This window comes from Sphingomonas sp. Leaf37, from assembly GCF_920939475.1.
Classification (GTDB): domain Bacteria; phylum Pseudomonadota; class Alphaproteobacteria; order Sphingomonadales; family Sphingomonadaceae; genus Sphingomonas.
The window spans coordinates 831,211-845,148 of record NZ_CAKLAX010000002.1; the positions used below are offsets into that span (position 1 = coordinate 831,211).

The 13,938-nt window shown below is 65.6% G+C and carries 15 protein-coding genes and 1 pseudogene; 6 read left to right on the plus strand and 10 right to left on the minus strand.

Annotated features, from left to right (window positions below):
- Positions 1-13: 13 nt before the first annotated feature.
- From LRA87_RS09330 to LRA87_RS09345, 4 genes are all read right to left on the minus strand, one after another.
- Positions 14-508 carry a DUF427 domain-containing protein gene (locus LRA87_RS09330; protein WP_230631082.1) on the minus strand — a complete coding sequence of 165 codons (495 nt, stop codon included), beginning with the start codon at positions 506-508 and terminating at the stop codon, positions 14-16.
- Complete coding sequence (locus LRA87_RS09335; RefSeq protein ID WP_230631083.1) at positions 505-864, minus strand: thiol-disulfide oxidoreductase DCC family protein; 360 nt, start codon at positions 862-864, stop codon at positions 505-507. The genes LRA87_RS09330 and LRA87_RS09335 overlap by 4 nt, the downstream gene beginning before the upstream one ends.
- On the minus strand, positions 861-2,603 hold the full coding sequence (locus LRA87_RS09340; protein ID WP_230631084.1) for a tryptophan-rich sensory protein: 1,743 nt from the start codon (positions 2,601-2,603) through the stop codon (positions 861-863). The genes LRA87_RS09335 and LRA87_RS09340 overlap by 4 nt, the downstream gene beginning before the upstream one ends.
- A 63-nt stretch (positions 2,604-2,666) precedes the next feature.
- Positions 2,667-3,392 carry an SDR family oxidoreductase gene (locus LRA87_RS09345; protein WP_230631085.1) on the minus strand — a complete coding sequence of 242 codons (726 nt, stop codon included), beginning with the start codon at positions 3,390-3,392 and terminating at the stop codon, positions 2,667-2,669.
- A gap of 150 nt (positions 3,393-3,542) precedes the next feature.
- Here LRA87_RS09345 and LRA87_RS09350 point away from each other — a divergent pair, with 150 nt between their 5' ends.
- Positions 3,543-4,439, plus strand: coding sequence for an AraC family transcriptional regulator (locus tag LRA87_RS09350; RefSeq protein WP_230631086.1), 897 nt, complete (start codon positions 3,543-3,545; stop codon positions 4,437-4,439).
- Positions 4,440-4,611: 172 nt separating this feature from the next.
- Positions 4,612-5,640, plus strand: coding sequence for a potassium channel family protein (locus tag LRA87_RS09355; protein WP_230631087.1), 1,029 nt, complete (start codon positions 4,612-4,614; stop codon positions 5,638-5,640).
- A 21-nt stretch (positions 5,641-5,661) separates the two neighbouring features.
- Here the strand turns inward: LRA87_RS09355 and LRA87_RS09360 are convergent, their stop codons facing one another.
- Complete coding sequence (locus LRA87_RS09360) at positions 5,662-5,982, minus strand: hypothetical protein (RefSeq protein WP_230631088.1); 321 nt, start codon at positions 5,980-5,982, stop codon at positions 5,662-5,664.
- Positions 5,983-6,116: 134 nt separating this feature from the next.
- Positions 6,117-7,070 (minus strand): hypothetical protein, encoded by a 954-nt coding sequence (locus LRA87_RS09365; RefSeq protein ID WP_230631089.1) that lies wholly within the window; start codon positions 7,068-7,070, stop codon positions 6,117-6,119.
- A gap of 215 nt (positions 7,071-7,285) precedes the next feature.
- On the opposite strand from LRA87_RS09365, the pseudogene LRA87_RS09370 reads away from it, so the two are divergent.
- The 3 genes and pseudogenes from LRA87_RS09370 to LRA87_RS09380 all read left to right on the plus strand — a co-directional run.
- Positions 7,286-7,678 (plus strand): annotated as a pseudogene (locus LRA87_RS09370) (PAS domain S-box protein); the annotation flags it as partial.
- A 12-nt stretch (positions 7,679-7,690) separates the two neighbouring features.
- Positions 7,691-8,725, plus strand: coding sequence for a sensor histidine kinase (locus LRA87_RS09375; RefSeq protein ID WP_230631223.1), 1,035 nt, complete (start codon positions 7,691-7,693; stop codon positions 8,723-8,725).
- The gene (locus LRA87_RS09380; RefSeq protein ID WP_230631090.1) at positions 8,722-9,135 is read left to right on the plus strand and encodes a response regulator; all 414 of its coding nucleotides are present in this window, start codon (positions 8,722-8,724) and stop codon (positions 9,133-9,135) included. The genes LRA87_RS09375 and LRA87_RS09380 overlap by 4 nt, the downstream gene beginning before the upstream one ends.
- 111 nt (positions 9,136-9,246) lie before the next feature.
- Here LRA87_RS09380 and LRA87_RS09385 read toward each other — a convergent pair whose 3' ends face one another.
- The 4 genes from LRA87_RS09385 to LRA87_RS09400 all read right to left on the minus strand — a co-directional run bounded on the left by LRA87_RS09385 (position 9,247) and on the right by LRA87_RS09400 (position 13,202).
- Positions 9,247-9,591, minus strand: coding sequence for a response regulator (locus tag LRA87_RS09385; RefSeq protein WP_230631091.1), 345 nt, complete (start codon positions 9,589-9,591; stop codon positions 9,247-9,249).
- A gap of 202 nt (positions 9,592-9,793) precedes the next feature.
- Entirely contained in the window at positions 9,794-11,539 is a 1,746-nt protein-coding gene (gene poxB, locus LRA87_RS09390; protein WP_230631092.1) for a ubiquinone-dependent pyruvate dehydrogenase, read from the minus strand.
- A 247-nt stretch (positions 11,540-11,786) separates the two neighbouring features.
- On the minus strand, positions 11,787-12,443 hold the full coding sequence (locus LRA87_RS09395) for a glutathione S-transferase (protein WP_230631093.1): 657 nt from the start codon (positions 12,441-12,443) through the stop codon (positions 11,787-11,789).
- 177 nt (positions 12,444-12,620) lie between these two features.
- Positions 12,621-13,202: an MBL fold metallo-hydrolase gene (locus LRA87_RS09400; protein ID WP_230631094.1), complete on the minus strand. Its 582-nt coding sequence runs from the start codon at positions 13,200-13,202 to the stop codon at positions 12,621-12,623.
- Positions 13,203-13,330: 128 nt separating this feature from the next.
- Between LRA87_RS09400 and LRA87_RS09405 the strand changes: the two genes are divergently transcribed.
- Positions 13,331-13,468 (plus strand): hypothetical protein, encoded by a 138-nt coding sequence (locus tag LRA87_RS09405; RefSeq protein WP_230631095.1) that lies wholly within the window; start codon positions 13,331-13,333, stop codon positions 13,466-13,468.
- The last annotated feature ends 470 nt before the right edge of the window (positions 13,469-13,938 follow it).

Here is a 13,938-nt window from a genome sequence, read left to right on the forward strand (position 1 = left end):
CTGTTCGGGGCGATCACCAGCCCATGCTGCCGGTTACCCCCTTGAACGGACCGGCGAGATCGGACGTGATCCATCCGCCATAAAAGCCGCCGGGCTGCGGCCGAACCCGTTCGCCGTCCACGGTGCAGCTGTCGAACGGACCCGCATAGAATGCCACGTGATCGCGCAGGATGGCGAAGGGAGGCGTCGGGTCGGCATAGCTCCACCCGACATCGCGGAGCGTCTGCCCGTCGATATCCAGATGCCAGTAGCGCGCCTCGCCTTTCCATTCGCAGAACGATCGCCGCGAGGACGCGCGGAGCAGGCCCGCCGTGATCGCATCCGGCGGGATGTACCAGCTTGGCGGATGGCTCGTCTCGATGGTACGCACGGCGGCGTTGGTATCGGCCACGACGATCCCGCCATGCTCGATACGGATATGCCGGCCACCCGGCTGGGCGATAGCGGGACGCGGATAACGCCAGACGCTCTCCTGTCCGGGGGCGACGGGATCGGGTCTTGGCCTCACGCGCGTGCCTCGCGCCGGAGCAGCCAGCGTTGCAGACGCGGGCGGACGATCAGAAACCGGGAATAGGCGCGCTCCAGCAGACGAAGCACCGGCCTGTACCGCGCGAGCAGACCGATCGGCCGTAGCAACGGAATGGCGCGCCACATCGCCGCGAATGCTGCGGCGCCGGACAGCATTCTGCCGTCCTCCATCGCGTGGAACCGTGCGAGCAATGCGGCGCGATCGGATGGGCAGACCTCCGGCCCGGTCGCATCGACGAACGTGATCCTGCCGCCCCGGTCGAGCCGCCGCATCAGCGCGATCTCGCGCCGGCAAAGCGGACAATTTCCGTCGTGCCAGACGGTCACGCCGCTCATCGCCGCTTCGCCGGATTGTCGTGCCAGATCTTGGTCGCAAGCAGTGTCGCGAAGCCGAGCCAGGCGAAGAACGGCACCCCTGCCGCCGCCGCCGGTCGATCCACCCGCGCGGCGGTCGCGACATAGGCGGCACTGGACGCGACCATCGCCCCCGACGCCGCGGCACTCGATCCCAGTCGCTGCTCGCGGAAGAACAATTGCGTCCAGCCGCCCACCATCGCGGTGTTCAGCAACCATAGCCCTACCGCGGCATTGCGCGCCGTACCGGAGGGCCGTCGCAACAGGCGATAACCGCCGGCCGCCAGACCGGCCTCCAACACCGGCCACACGGCCCCGAACACCGCATCGGGTGGGGTAAACCCGGGCTTGTCGAGGCGGCGATACCAGCGTCGGATATCAGGATGCGACGGATCCGGCGCATTGCGTCGTCCGACGATGGCGCTCGCACCCAGCACGAGGCCGACCGCGCCCGCCGCCAGCAACGGGGACAGCCCGCCCGGCAAGGACGGCGCGCCCTGTCTCGTCGCGACGAGCGCGCGATCCGGGCCGCCTGCCCCGTCATAACGGGACAGGTCGGGCTCCGCTGAGTTGCCGCCGAACACCTTGCCCGCGACACTCCGGAACGCCGGCCGGCTGGACACCGCGAGCGCCGTGTGCAGCAGGCGAATGCCCGTCCGGCTCTGCGGGTTCATCAACCGCGGCGCGATCTTCGGCACACCCTGCGCCTCCTCGACCATCGGCCGCATCGCGCGTTCGTATGCAGCAACCCCGTCAGCGATAGCGTCGCACCGCGCCAGTTCGGCCGCCAACACATAGGCGCCGGTGATCGCCAGCGTCGTGCCGATGCCCGCGATCGGCGTCGCGCACCATGCCGCGTCGCCGGTCAGCACCACCCTGCCCTTCGACCAGTGCGGCATCCGCACCTGCCGCAGCACGTCGAAATAGAAATCGTCGGTCGCATCCATGCCATCCAGCACGCGCGCGGACTGCCAGCCGGCATCGGCGAACCGTTCGCGCAGCCACGCCTTCTGGCGGTCGACATCCCAATCCTGTTCGCCGCCGGCGGGGTGCTGCACGGACAGCATCGCCCGCGTCGTGCCATGACGATCGGGGCGAAGCGAGACGCTGCGCCCGCCTGGTGCATTGTACCATCGCCACAGCCGATCATCGGTCGCCGCATGCGGGATCGTGAAATAGGCGATCGTCAAATCCATCCAGCGCGGCGCATTCTCGCCCGGAAAGATCAGATCGCGTGTCGCAGAACCGACCCCTTCGGCGATGATCACCGCATCATAACGGTCGGTCCTGCCACTGGCGAACGTCACACGCGCCGCCTCGCCATCCTCAGTGATCGCCGCGATGCTGTCGCCGAAACGATAGGTCGCCTGGTCGGCAGCAGGTTCGTAGAGCAGACGGGCGAGATCGCCGCGCAGGATCTCCATCTCTGCGGTCGGTCCGTTCGTCTTCTGATCCGCCGTCAGGAACCGTGCGGCCACGCTGCCGTCATCCTCGACCCATGCCGTCCCCTCCTCGCCGGTTCCCCGATCCAGCGCCGCCTGCTCCAGCCCCATGCGCCGCATGACATCGCGGCCGACACCGCGCACGTCGACGTTCTGACCACCGTCGCGAAAGGCGGGTGTACGTTCCACGACCGTTACGTCGAACCCGGCGCGGCCCAGCCACCATGCCGCGGTGTTGCCGGCGACGCTGGCGCCGGTGATCAGAATACGGCGGGACATGGAAAACGCTCTCCTCTGCCCCGCCCAACGATCGACGCGGCGGAAGGTCGCCTGCCTTCAGGCCTACATGTCGGCGGCAGTCGGGCGCACGATCACCTCGTTGATGTCGACGCCCTCCGGCTGTTCGAGCGCGTAACGGATCGCCCGCGCGATCGCATCCGGCGTCAACGACTTCTGCCGCCACCCCTTCAATGCCGCAGCGACCGCAGGATCGGTGATGTCGTGGCCGAGTTCGGTCGCGACCACGCCGGGCGAGACGAGCGTGGAACGGATTTCGTCATGCTCCTGCCGCAGCCCTTCGGTGATCGCCCGCACCGCATGTTTGGTCGCGCAATAGACCGCCGCAGTCGGCATCACCATGTACGCGGCGACCGAGGCGACGTTGACGACATGGCCGCTGCCCTGTGCGATGAAGCGCGGCAGCACCGCGGCGATGCCGTTGAGCACGCCGTGCACGTTGACGTCGATCATCCGCTTCCATTCGTCCCGCTTCAGCGCGGCGAGCGGAGACAGCGGCATCACGCCGGCATTGTTGACCAGCACGTCGACGCGCCCGAACCGTTCCACCGCCGCCGCGGCAAAGGCATCGAAGTCGCTGCCGTCGGTAACGTCCAGCTCGCGCCACGCGACCATGTCGCCCAGTTCCTCAGCCAGCGCCTGGAGCCGGTCGCCGCGACGCGCACCGATGAACACCCGGGCGCCCGCCGCCGCCAGTTCGCGTACCGTCGCCTCGCCGATGCCGCTCGATGCGCCGGTGACCAGCACGACCTTGTCGATGTTCTGCGTCATGATGCTTCCTTTCCGTTGAAATGTGGTGCCATCCAGATGGCGCCGGCACGGGCGGGAGCGGTAGAGCGATCGTCCGCACTCCTTGCCCGATCCTCCAGAACGAGAGGCGGACGCTTGCGGGAAGGGCCGGCCTGTCCGATCAGGGCGGGCATGGAGAGGATCACCCAGCTCGCCGACGTGATCGACCGTCACGTCAATGGAACGGGCATCTGCACCACCGTCATGCCGCGCCTGTCGCTGATCCGCGCCGATCAGCCGAGCACGCCGACCCCCGCTGTGTACGAGGCGTCGCTTTGCCTGATCGCGCAAGGGTCCAAGCGGGTCTCGATCGGCGATCGCAGCGTGGTCTACGACGCCGCGCACTACCTGCTCGTCTCGGTCGATCTGCCGCTGGTCGGCCACGTCATCGATGCGAGTCCCGACAGGCCCTATCTCTGCTGCAAGATCGACCTCGATCCCGCGATGCTCGCCGATCTGATGGTCAGCGAGGGCGGCGACGTGTCCAGCACCGATCTGCCGGTACTGGCCGTCTATCCCGGCGACCCCGACCTGATCGACGCCGCCTGCCGCCTCGTCCGGCTGCTGGACCGCCCCGAAACGATCGACGCACTCGCGCCGCTGATCGAGCGCGAGATCCTCTACCGGCTGCTCACCGGGCCACACGGACCGATGCTGCGCCACGTCGCGACCGCCGGCAGCCATCTGAACCAGGTTAGCCGCGCCATCGCGGCGATCCGCCGGCGCTTCGATGCACAGATCCGGATCGAGGAGGTGGCGGCCGAAGCCGGCATGAGCCCTTCCTCGCTCCACGCGCATTTCAAGGCGATCACCCATATGACGCCTCTCGAATATCAAAAGCAGTTGCGGTTGCAGGAGGCGCGCCGACTGATGCTGGTCGGCGGGGCGAGCGCCGGAACGGCGGGCTTCGCGGTCGGATACGAAAGTCCGTCGCAGTTCAGCCGCGAATATCGCCGGCTGTTCGGTGCTCCGCCGCGACAGGATATCGCACGGCTGCACACCGTCCCGGCCGCAGGCATGGCGCTCTAGCGCCGGATGAAAAAGGGAACGGTGATCCGGATCGTACAGGCCTTGCGCGCGACGAGGAAAGCCTTGCCCGCGGCGAGCCTGTCGCGGAGAATGCAGGAATGAGTCCTGTCGCCCCTGTCATTCGTCCGTGAGACATCGCCGGTCAGGACAGCCCGCATTGACGCCCGGTCGCATGGCGGCGCGATCCACCGTCCTCACCATACGCCCGCGCTTCTATCGTCCGGGGCGGCTCAGTCCCCTTACCACGCTGGCGATCCGCGGTGTCGCCGTGCTGGTGCTGGTCGGTATCGCGCTGGGCGGACACTGGATCGATCGTGCCGGGCTCAGGGATAACACCGATGGCGCGGTAAGCTTCCTCGACATCGTCTATTTCACCGTGATCACCGTGACGACGGTAGGGTATGGCGACATCGTGCCGGTGAGTGATTCGGCGCGCATGTTCGACACCTTCGTCGTCACGCCGATCCGGATATTTGTGTTCCTGATCTTTCTGGGTAGCGCCTACAGCTTCATGCTGAGGCAAGGATGGGAGCGGTGGCGCATGGGCCTCGTCAGGCATGGGTTGAAGGATCATGTCATCGTCTGCGGGTACGGCCGATCGGGCTCGGCCGCGGTCGGAGAACTGCTGGAGCGTGGCCATGCGTGCGACCGGATCGTCGTGGTGGACGAGGACGCCGGCCGGCTACGCCTGGCGGAAGAATTGGGGGTCGCGACGGTCGAAGGCGATGCGACCCACAACAAGGTACTCGAAATTGCCAAGGTCGATGCAGCCAGCAACGTCATCGTCTGTCCCGGTCGCGACGATACCGCGGTCCTGATCATCCTCACCTGTCGCAGGCTCGCACCCGATGCCGGCATCGCGGTGTCGATCGCCGCGATCGAGAACGAACTGCTTGCCCGCGATGCGGGCGCCAGCATCATCGTCAATCCGGTCAGCTTCGGCGGGCAGTTGCTGGCCCAGTGCACCACAGGTCCGCATGTGGCTGACTACGTCACCGACCTCGTCACGCGGGCCGGTCGGATCGAACTGCGGGAACGTGCCGTACGCGCAGAAGAGGAAGGTCGATCGCCGCGGGATGTCACAGGCAGCCAGATCGTGCGGATATACCGCGGCGACCAGGCGATCGAGGTTGCCCGGACCGGTGACCAGCGCATGCTTGCAGGTGACTGGGTTATCGAGTTGATCGAAAAGCGGCCATAGGTTCAGCTCACGATTGCCGCGTCAATTGCCTTCCGCATCGACCGTGAACACCACCGGCTTGCCCCGCGACATCGGCTCCCAGCCCGCCGACATAGCAGCGCGCACGCACCGCGAAATCGTGGCGTCGTCGAGTTGAAGACGACCGCGCGGCAGGCCCTTCAATAGCCGCTTGGGCGGCGGGAATTCCACCCACGCCTGCCGTTTCGCATCGCGCTGGAAAAGGGCGATCGTCATCCCCTTCCAGCCATCGTCATCCGACTGACGCGGTTCATGCTGGAGGTGCCAATCGTATATGGCGCCATCGACAGTGACGGTGCCGCCGTTGCTTTGGGTCTTTGACATACCGGCGGTCCTAGCATGCCGCGCCGGCCGAAGCACAGGATCGAAGCCGGTCAGGTGTTCGTCTCGGCAGGCACTGTTCCGGTCGCCCATACCGCTACCCGCGATCGGAAACCCGCCGGTCAGAACGAGCACGGTTATCCCGCCCTCACCGCCACCGCCCGATCCGACAGCGGCACGGAAGCCGGGATCAGCGACAGGACATGACCGGCAAGCGGCACCGACCCCAGATTGGCGCTGAACGTCAGCAACGCCCCGCGAAAGGTCACGTCGAGATTCACCGTTCCCGGAGCCTGTCGGACGTCGATGCGCTCGATCTCGCCCCACGACCGCCGGTGACGGCGAACCACACGAAAGTCGAGACCGCCCGGCGTGACGACCAGCGACGGCCTGGCATTGTTCGTCGCCACCGCATACCACCAGGGCAGTCCACGCACGCCCGAGAAGGTCGCGAGGACCGGAACGTCGGCCGCACCCGTCTGGTCTATCGTGATGTTCGCGACGGCGGCGCGCTCGTAACGGCTGCGTGCCGGACGATGGATCAGCCAGCGCCATCCCCTGATCGACGCATAGACGAAGCCGACGAACGCCAGCATCTGAACGATCCACGATATCGTAGCGCGCCGCGTCGGAGCACCGGCAGTCCTCCCGACCTCGCCCACGCCCGCACGACCCGCGGGATCGGAACAGGGGCCAACATAATGCGCGTGGAGCGACGTCGCGGGCAGGATGTGCGGGGCGACCCCGGCGCCATCGATCCGGCTGGTCGTGACGATGGTATAATCGCGATCGCCTCTCTCGATCAGTTCGCGCCGGATCGTCAGCGTCATGCCGCCCCCGCGGCGACACGCAGCTTCAACGAACGCCCCCGACGCCGTCCTGGCCCTGTCGGCGACCCGGCAATCGGCAGGCCATCGAGACATGACGCCATGCGGCAGATCGGCGGCCATACATTCCTCGCCGCCCGCCACCGGAGCCTGTCCGGCCACCTCCACGCGACTCGTCCACACGCCGGCCCGCTGTGCCTGCGCGGTGCCGGACAGAAGGCCCGCACCGATAAGCAGCATTGGAACGCGGGAACGGCAGAACATCGAACGCATGTAGCCGGAGTGCTGCGCACCGTCGACGGTACCGGTCGGCTCGAACGGAGACAGGCGACGCCGTTTTGCGCGCCGCCCACGGGCCACGACGCGGGCGAGACACGATCCCGGACATTCGCGCCCCCGCCGCGCTCGAAACTTCGAACGGTCATCCGTTCTCGCCAAGCAATGCCGACAAAGGCGAACATCCATAATCCAGTCTAGTGATGCGCGGTCGACAGGCGGCTATCGGCGATCGCTCCGCTGGAGATCGTGTCTTGGACGAAGAGAATGAGGCTGCAAGAGGCCGGATCCGCCGCGACGAGCTGCTCGAACTGATCATCGACAGCGCGACCGATTTCGCGATCTACACCACCGATCTGCGCGGCATCGCCACGAGCTGGAACGCCGGCGCAGAGCGGCTCTTCGGGTTCACCGCCGCCGAAATCGTCGGCCATAGCGGCGATGCCATCTTCACGCCCGAAGACAGGGCGCGCGGCATACCGGATGACGAGCGGCGAAACGTCGACGATCATGGACGGGCGCTCGACGAACGATGGCATCAGCGCCGGGATGGCAGCCGTTTCTGGGCGTCGGGACTGTTGATGCCGCTACGTGACGGCACCGGTTACGTGAAGATCGCCCGCGATCGTACGGAGCAGTACGAGGCCGAGCGACGTGAGCGCGAGCAGGACGAACGTTTCAGGCTGCTGGCGACCAGCGTCCCCCAGCTGGTGTTCAAGACCTTCCCCGATGGTGAACGAACCTGGCCCAGTCCGCAGTGGATCGAATTCACCGGTGTGGGTTTCGAAGACAGTCTGGGACAAGGCTGGCTCGAAGCGATCCATCCCGATGATCGGCCCCACACCCGCGCCGCATGGGATGCAGCGACCGCGGCAGGCGAATATTACGTCGAACATCGTGTCTGCCACGCCGGTGGCGAAGAGTATCGCTGGCATCAGACCCGCGCTCACCCCCTGAACAGCTCGTCCAGTCCTGCGGAGTGGATCGGTACGATGACCGATATCCACGACCTGCGCACGTTGAAGGATCGGCAGGAGGTGCTGCTTGCTGAACTGCAGCATCGCACCCGCAATCTGCTCGGCGTCGTACAGGCACTGGCTCGACAGACGATCAAGAAGAGTGATGGTTCGCTGACGGCGTTCATGGACGCCTTCGAGGAGCGTCTCGGTGCATTGAGCCGGGTTCAAAGTGTGTTGGCGGAGCTGAATTACCGCGACGTCTCCCTGCGTGCACTCATCGATGCCGAGCTGGTCGCGCACGGCGATGGCGCGACCCATACCGACAAGATCAGCATCGACGGACCTGACGTGACGCTGCCGCCGACAGCCGCGCAGGCTCTCGCGCTCGGCATCCATGAGCTTGCCACCAATGCCGTCAAATATGGCGCGCTGGCACAGGCCGATGGCAAGCTTGCGGTGACCTGGTCCGTCTCGGCGCAGGGTCGTGATGACGTTGCCGTCATCGACTGGCGGGAGAGCGGCGTGGCGATGCCCGAACATGCGCCGGACAGCCGCAGAGGCTATGGAACGGAGCTGATCACCCGTGCCCTGCCCTACCAGCTCAAGGCCAGGACCGAGCTGAGCTTCGGCTCGGATGGAGTGCATTGCACGATTGCAGTACCGATCAAAGGCAGGCCGGAATGACGAATGAAGCGGTTGCGGGCGTCACGGGACGCCGGGCCCTCGTGGTGGAAGATGAGTATCTGATTGCCTCCGACCTCGCCGAATGGCTGGAGGAACAGGGTGCGGAGGTACTGGGACCGGTGCCGGGTGTCGCTGAAGCCCTTGCGCTGATCGACGCCGGTCCGCTGCCCGATGTCGCAGTGCTTGATGTCACTTTGGGCACCGAACCGGTCTTCCCGGTCGCAGACGCGTTGCAGGCAGCCAGGGTGCCGTTCGTGTTCGCCACCGGCTACGATGCCGCGCTGATCCCGGCCCGCTACGAGAATGCTTGCCGATGCATCAAGCCGCTCGACCGCGCCCGCGTGTTGCGAGCGCTTGCGGCGGTAGGTCACGACCTGCCTACGCCAGACCAGAATGACACAGCGATGTGAGCTGGATCATCCGTGCCATCCGGAAGCGGCTTACCGGCAACGACATCCCACCTCTAGAATGCTCTGCGCGTATTGGCGGTTAGTCATGGTTCACGACTGTCGCGCATCCCCTCAGCACATCTCGCGAAAGGCCTCGGTAAATGCCGCCGTCTGCATCGGCTTCCTCAGGATGATGCTGGATGCCGAAAGTGGTTTGCAGGCATCCGGGGTTGCGGTGACGTAGATCACTGGCCCGATCCCCAAAGCGGCATGGATCGACGCGACGGCCTCAGGCCCTGTTCCCTCGAGCAATTGAACGTCCGAGGTTATCAGGTCGGGCGGACGGGCCATCGCTGCCGCTACGGCCGCCTCCTGGGTGGCGGCGATGTCCCATGATGTAGCCCCGGCATCCTCCACCAATGTCTCGATCAGCAACGCGATGAGCGGCTCGTCTTCTATGATCAGGACGTGGCACATAACCTGGATTAGTTTCCGGGGAGGTAGCAGTTTGAACAGTCTGCACCGATCGAAGTTCCCGCGCGACGCGAGCAAGCGGCGTCAAGCATCAGGCAGCGAGACGATCCCGATCCACCTGCAGGGGACCGATCAATCCGCGAGATGACTGCTCATGGCCGATCGATCCACCGCATTGCCGACATGCTGGCCCGACGACCTCGCCCTAGAACAGACGCTTGAGAAGACCGGCGTTGGTCTTGCCGAGTTCGACCACCGAATCGCCGCGACCGGAGATGATCGCTTTCGCCATATAAAGCGTGAAGCCCTTCATTTGCTCGAGCGTGATCTTGGGCGGCATGGACAATTCGGTTCGCGCGGTCACCGCATCGAGCAGTGCCGGCCCTGGATGCGCGAGCACTTCGCGCACGCCCGCCTCGACCTCGCCCGGATCGGTGATCCGCACGCCGTGCAGCCCGATCGCACGCGCCATCGCTGCGAAATCGGGATTGTCCAACGTGACTCCCGTCTCGATCAGGCCCGCGGCCTTCATCTCCATTTCGACGAAGCCCAGCGTGCCATTGTTGAAGACGACGATCTTCACCGGCAACCCGAGTTGTCGCAGCGTCAACAGCTCGCCCATCAGCATCGCCAGCCCACCGTCGCCGGACAAGGTGACGACCTGCCGCCGGGGAAAGGCCGATTGCACGCCGATCGCCTGCGGCAGCGCATTGGCCATCGACCCATGGTTGAACGATCCGATCAGCCGCCGCCGTCCGTTCATCTTGAGATAGCGCGCCGCCCAGATCGTCGGCGTGCCGACATCACAGGCGAAGACCGCGTCGTCGTCCGCCAGCGTACTGACGACGTGCGCGACATGCTGCGGGTGGATCACGCCGCTCCCCGGCGTGCCGTCCGCCAGTTCGTCGAGTCCTTTGCGGGCCTCGGCGTAATTCTCGCGCGCGGATCGCAAAAACGCACCGTCGCCGTTCGCCGTGAGTCGCGGGATCAGCGCCTTCAGCGTCGCCCCGACATCGCCGACCAACCCGATATCGATCGCCGTCCGCCGCCCGAGATTCTCCGGTATCAGATCGATTTGTGCGACCTTCGCCCCCGTCGGATAGAATTGCCGATAGGGAAAATCGGTGCCGAGCATGAGTAGCACGTCGCACGCCATCATCGCATCGTAGCCGCTCGAAAACCCGATCAGCCCCGTCATGCCGACATCATAGGGATTGTCGTATTCGACGAATTCCTTGCCGCCCAGCGCATGGACGACCGGCGCCTGAAGCAGCTCCGCGACCTTCACAAGTTCGGCATGCGCCGTCCGGCATCCGCGCCCCGCCAGGATCGTGACCTTCGCGCCGTTCAGCAGCGCCGCCAGCGCTGCCACGTCCGCGTCCGCAGGAACCGTCGTCGATGGCGGCGGCAGCAACGCGCCGGCGGATCGGGCCAGCGTGCCCGTGGTCGAACGTAACGCGACATCGCCGGGCATTGCGACGACGGAGACGCCGCGCCGTCCGACCGCCGCGCGGATCGCGGTTTCCAGTGTGCGCGGCATCTGGTCGGCGTCGGCGATCGTCTCGCAATAGACGCTGCATTCGCGAAATAGCGCCTCGGGCCGCGTTTCCTGAAAATAGTTCGATCCGATCTCGCCGCTCGGCACCTGCGCGGCGATCGCAAGCACCGGCACGCGCGTCCGGTTGCAATCGTACAGCCCGTTGATGAGGTGCATGTTGCCGGGCCCGCACGACCCGGCGCACACCGCGAGCCGCCCGGTCAGTTGCGCCTCTGCCCCCGCCGCAAAGGCAGCCGCCTCCTCGTTGCGCATGTGGACCCATTCGATCTTGCCCTGCCGTCGCAAGCTGTCCGTCAGGCCGTTCAGGCTGTCGCCCACCACGCCATAGATCCGTTCGACACCGGCAAGGTGGAGCGTCTCGGCAAACAGGTCGGCGATGATGCTCTTCGACATAAACGGCTCCAGACATTGCAGAACGCTTCTCTCGCCCGCGCGACGCCCAAAACACAAGCGCGTTGCGCGCCTGTCGGATTGCACCTCGCACAATCGGCTTCGACGGCTGCGCCTACCGACGGTCCGCTTTGATCGCGTAGCCGACGTCGAACACCTGCAGACGACCTGGAAGCCGACGTTCGCGGGTCACTTCGCAGCCGTAGGAAACAAGCGCTCGTTCGTCGCGGCCTCCCCGCCCATCCGTCGGTCAGGATCGGTCCGCAGATCGGCTGGCATCATGCTCCGCAGGGACGACGAACCTCTCGCCGGGAGACCAGGGGGAAAACCTGTGCATGATCTGCTGAAACAGGTCCGAGGCGAGATGATCGACAAGCCACGCCTTCAGATGTGGAAGCGGCCGCGCGTCGAACCATTCGCGATCGACGGCGGCGAACTGCCTCACGAACGGCATTATTGCGGCATCGGCCAGGCCCGCCCTGCTACCGCTGATCTGCCCGGCAGTAGCTATCCGGCCCTCGAGTTCTTCCAGAAACGAGAGGCCGAGGTCGCGATGCACGGCCGGCTCGGCGCCATGACGATCGGGATATTTGTATCGGTCGAGGTGGTGCTTGAACATGCCATCGTTGCTGGCGACCAGCGCCGGGTCGTCGCGCGCAAGCCAGTCTTCCGGGTCCCGCACGTCGAGCGCCCAACGCATGATCGAGAGGCTTTCGTCGATCGTTCTCCCATCGGCCGTCTGAAGTACCGGCACGGTGCCCTTTGGCGAGATCGCGAGCATCTCGTCAGGCTTGTCGGAGAGACGGACCTCGCGATGGTGGTAACGCACCCCGCTCACGGCCAGTGCCAATCGGGCGCGCATCGCATAGGGGCAACGGCGGAAGCTGTAGAGGACGTGGTCGGCCATTATCCTCCTATGTTCGGCGCGGCGGTCGTTTGAAAGCGCGGCGTCGGCGGCCACATAGATTCAGTTACTTCCGCTATGTCAGCGCCGCCCCGCCGGACCGCCTGACAGCGTTCCAGCTCGACCGATCGCCCCGCTCGATCGACAGCGCACGCAGCCGCGCCGTCGCATCCACCTCCATCAGGCGCTGATACGCACGCACCCCCGGCGTAGAGCGCCGCCGCGCCTGCCGCATCTCGCCCCGGTAAAATACGCATAGCCGGCATGGAGCAGCCAGCGCTCGTCGCTTTTCCGGACCGCGACGCCGGTATGCCCCCAGGTATGGCCGGGCAGCGGGACCATCAGGATCTCGGGCGGTAATCTCTCCAGATCGCGCACCGCGTCGAAGCCGAACCAGGCCTCGCCGCTCGCGCCATAGCGCCGCCAATGCCGCACCGCGTCGAATTGCCGCGGTCGCCAGCGATTGCGCGCGACGATGCCGGCGCGCGGTCCGGTCGCATCGTCATATTCGCGCGCCATGACGTGGATCGTCGCGTTCGGGAAATCCTCCAGTCCGCCGGCATGGTCGAAGTCGAGGTGCGTCGCGACAATATGGCGGACGTCGTCTGCGCGATAGCCGAGCGCCTCGACCTGGCGGATCGCCGTTTCGCGTTCGTGCAACCGGATGTTGAGCATCGCACGCCACGGCAGCGTGATCTGCGGATCGGGCCGACGGTGCGGATGCGCCACGTCGCGCAGGCCATAGCCGGTGTCGACGAGCACTAGGCCATGCGCATCAGACGATCCGGCCGAGCGGCCCGACGCTGCGCCCGTCGAACAGCGCGCCGCCCAGCGGACAATCGGTCCCGCAATTGAGGTGATGGATGCGCGTAGGACTATTTTTTGTACTGATGCTGGCGAGCGCGACGCTCGGCACGTTGGTGTGGAATCGTCGCCCGACATTATCGCCCGACGCGGCGCTGGATGTCGACCATGTGCCGATGACGCTCGCCCCCTTTACGCGACCGGCATTTTTGGGATCGATGTAGCGGCTCGCGGTTCAACAGGCTGGCAAGCGGCAACCACCGGTGCATAGCAATTGGCATCGGGATCCCACCGACAATTGCGTCAGCGTCTTTTCGTAGCCGGATGAACATACTGACCTCCGCAACGATAATACTTTCAAGCCACCATAGTGTCGGGACGAGCCATACCACGGCAAATCCCTAATGTCGCAGGTTGCGATCACTCGCCGTCGATCGTGTTGGCTCGAGGTAATCTCGCATTTCCTCAATCGGCTTGCGATAGAGATTTGCCCTCTGGCTCGTGGTGAGGGTGCGGATCGGCCAACTTTGCCAAGGATCACCTTCAGCGTCCTGTTCTGCGCCGTCAGGGCGCAGCCCGTCCGTTATGCCACCGACTGGATCGTCGTCCGATGGCTGATACGAGGTGGAGCCGTCACACCCGCCATGTCCAATACAGCGCAAGGGGATATGATATATGAATACAAATCAGCGTG

Bases quoted from the DNA above. Each gene is read 5' to 3' on its own strand.
- LRA87_RS09335 (WP_230631083.1), bottom strand. From the start codon at position 864: ATGAGCGGCGTGACCGTCTGGCACGACGGAAATTGTCCGCTTTGCCGG.
- LRA87_RS09340 (WP_230631084.1), bottom strand. From the start codon at position 2,603: ATGTCCCGCCGTATTCTGATCACCGGCGCCAGCGTCGCCGGCAACACC.
- LRA87_RS09345 (WP_230631085.1), bottom strand. From the start codon at position 3,392: ATGACGCAGAACATCGACAAGGTCGTGCTGGTCACCGGCGCATCGAGC.
- LRA87_RS09350 (WP_230631086.1), top strand. From the start codon at position 3,543: ATGGAGAGGATCACCCAGCTCGCCGACGTGATCGACCGTCACGTCAAT.
- LRA87_RS09355 (WP_230631087.1), top strand. From the start codon at position 4,612: ATGGCGGCGCGATCCACCGTCCTCACCATACGCCCGCGCTTCTATCGT.
- LRA87_RS09360 (WP_230631088.1), bottom strand. From the start codon at position 5,982: ATGTCAAAGACCCAAAGCAACGGCGGCACCGTCACTGTCGATGGCGCC.
- LRA87_RS09365 (WP_230631089.1), bottom strand. From the start codon at position 7,070: ATGTTCTGCCGTTCCCGCGTTCCAATGCTGCTTATCGGTGCGGGCCTT.
- LRA87_RS09380 (WP_230631090.1), top strand. From the start codon at position 8,722: ATGACGAATGAAGCGGTTGCGGGCGTCACGGGACGCCGGGCCCTCGTG.
- LRA87_RS09385 (WP_230631091.1), bottom strand. From the start codon at position 9,591: ATGTGCCACGTCCTGATCATAGAAGACGAGCCGCTCATCGCGTTGCTG.
- poxB (WP_230631092.1), bottom strand. From the start codon at position 11,539: ATGTCGAAGAGCATCATCGCCGACCTGTTTGCCGAGACGCTCCACCTT.
- LRA87_RS09395 (WP_230631093.1), bottom strand. From the start codon at position 12,443: ATGGCCGACCACGTCCTCTACAGCTTCCGCCGTTGCCCCTATGCGATG.
- LRA87_RS09405 (WP_230631095.1), top strand. From the start codon at position 13,331: ATGCTGGCGAGCGCGACGCTCGGCACGTTGGTGTGGAATCGTCGCCCG.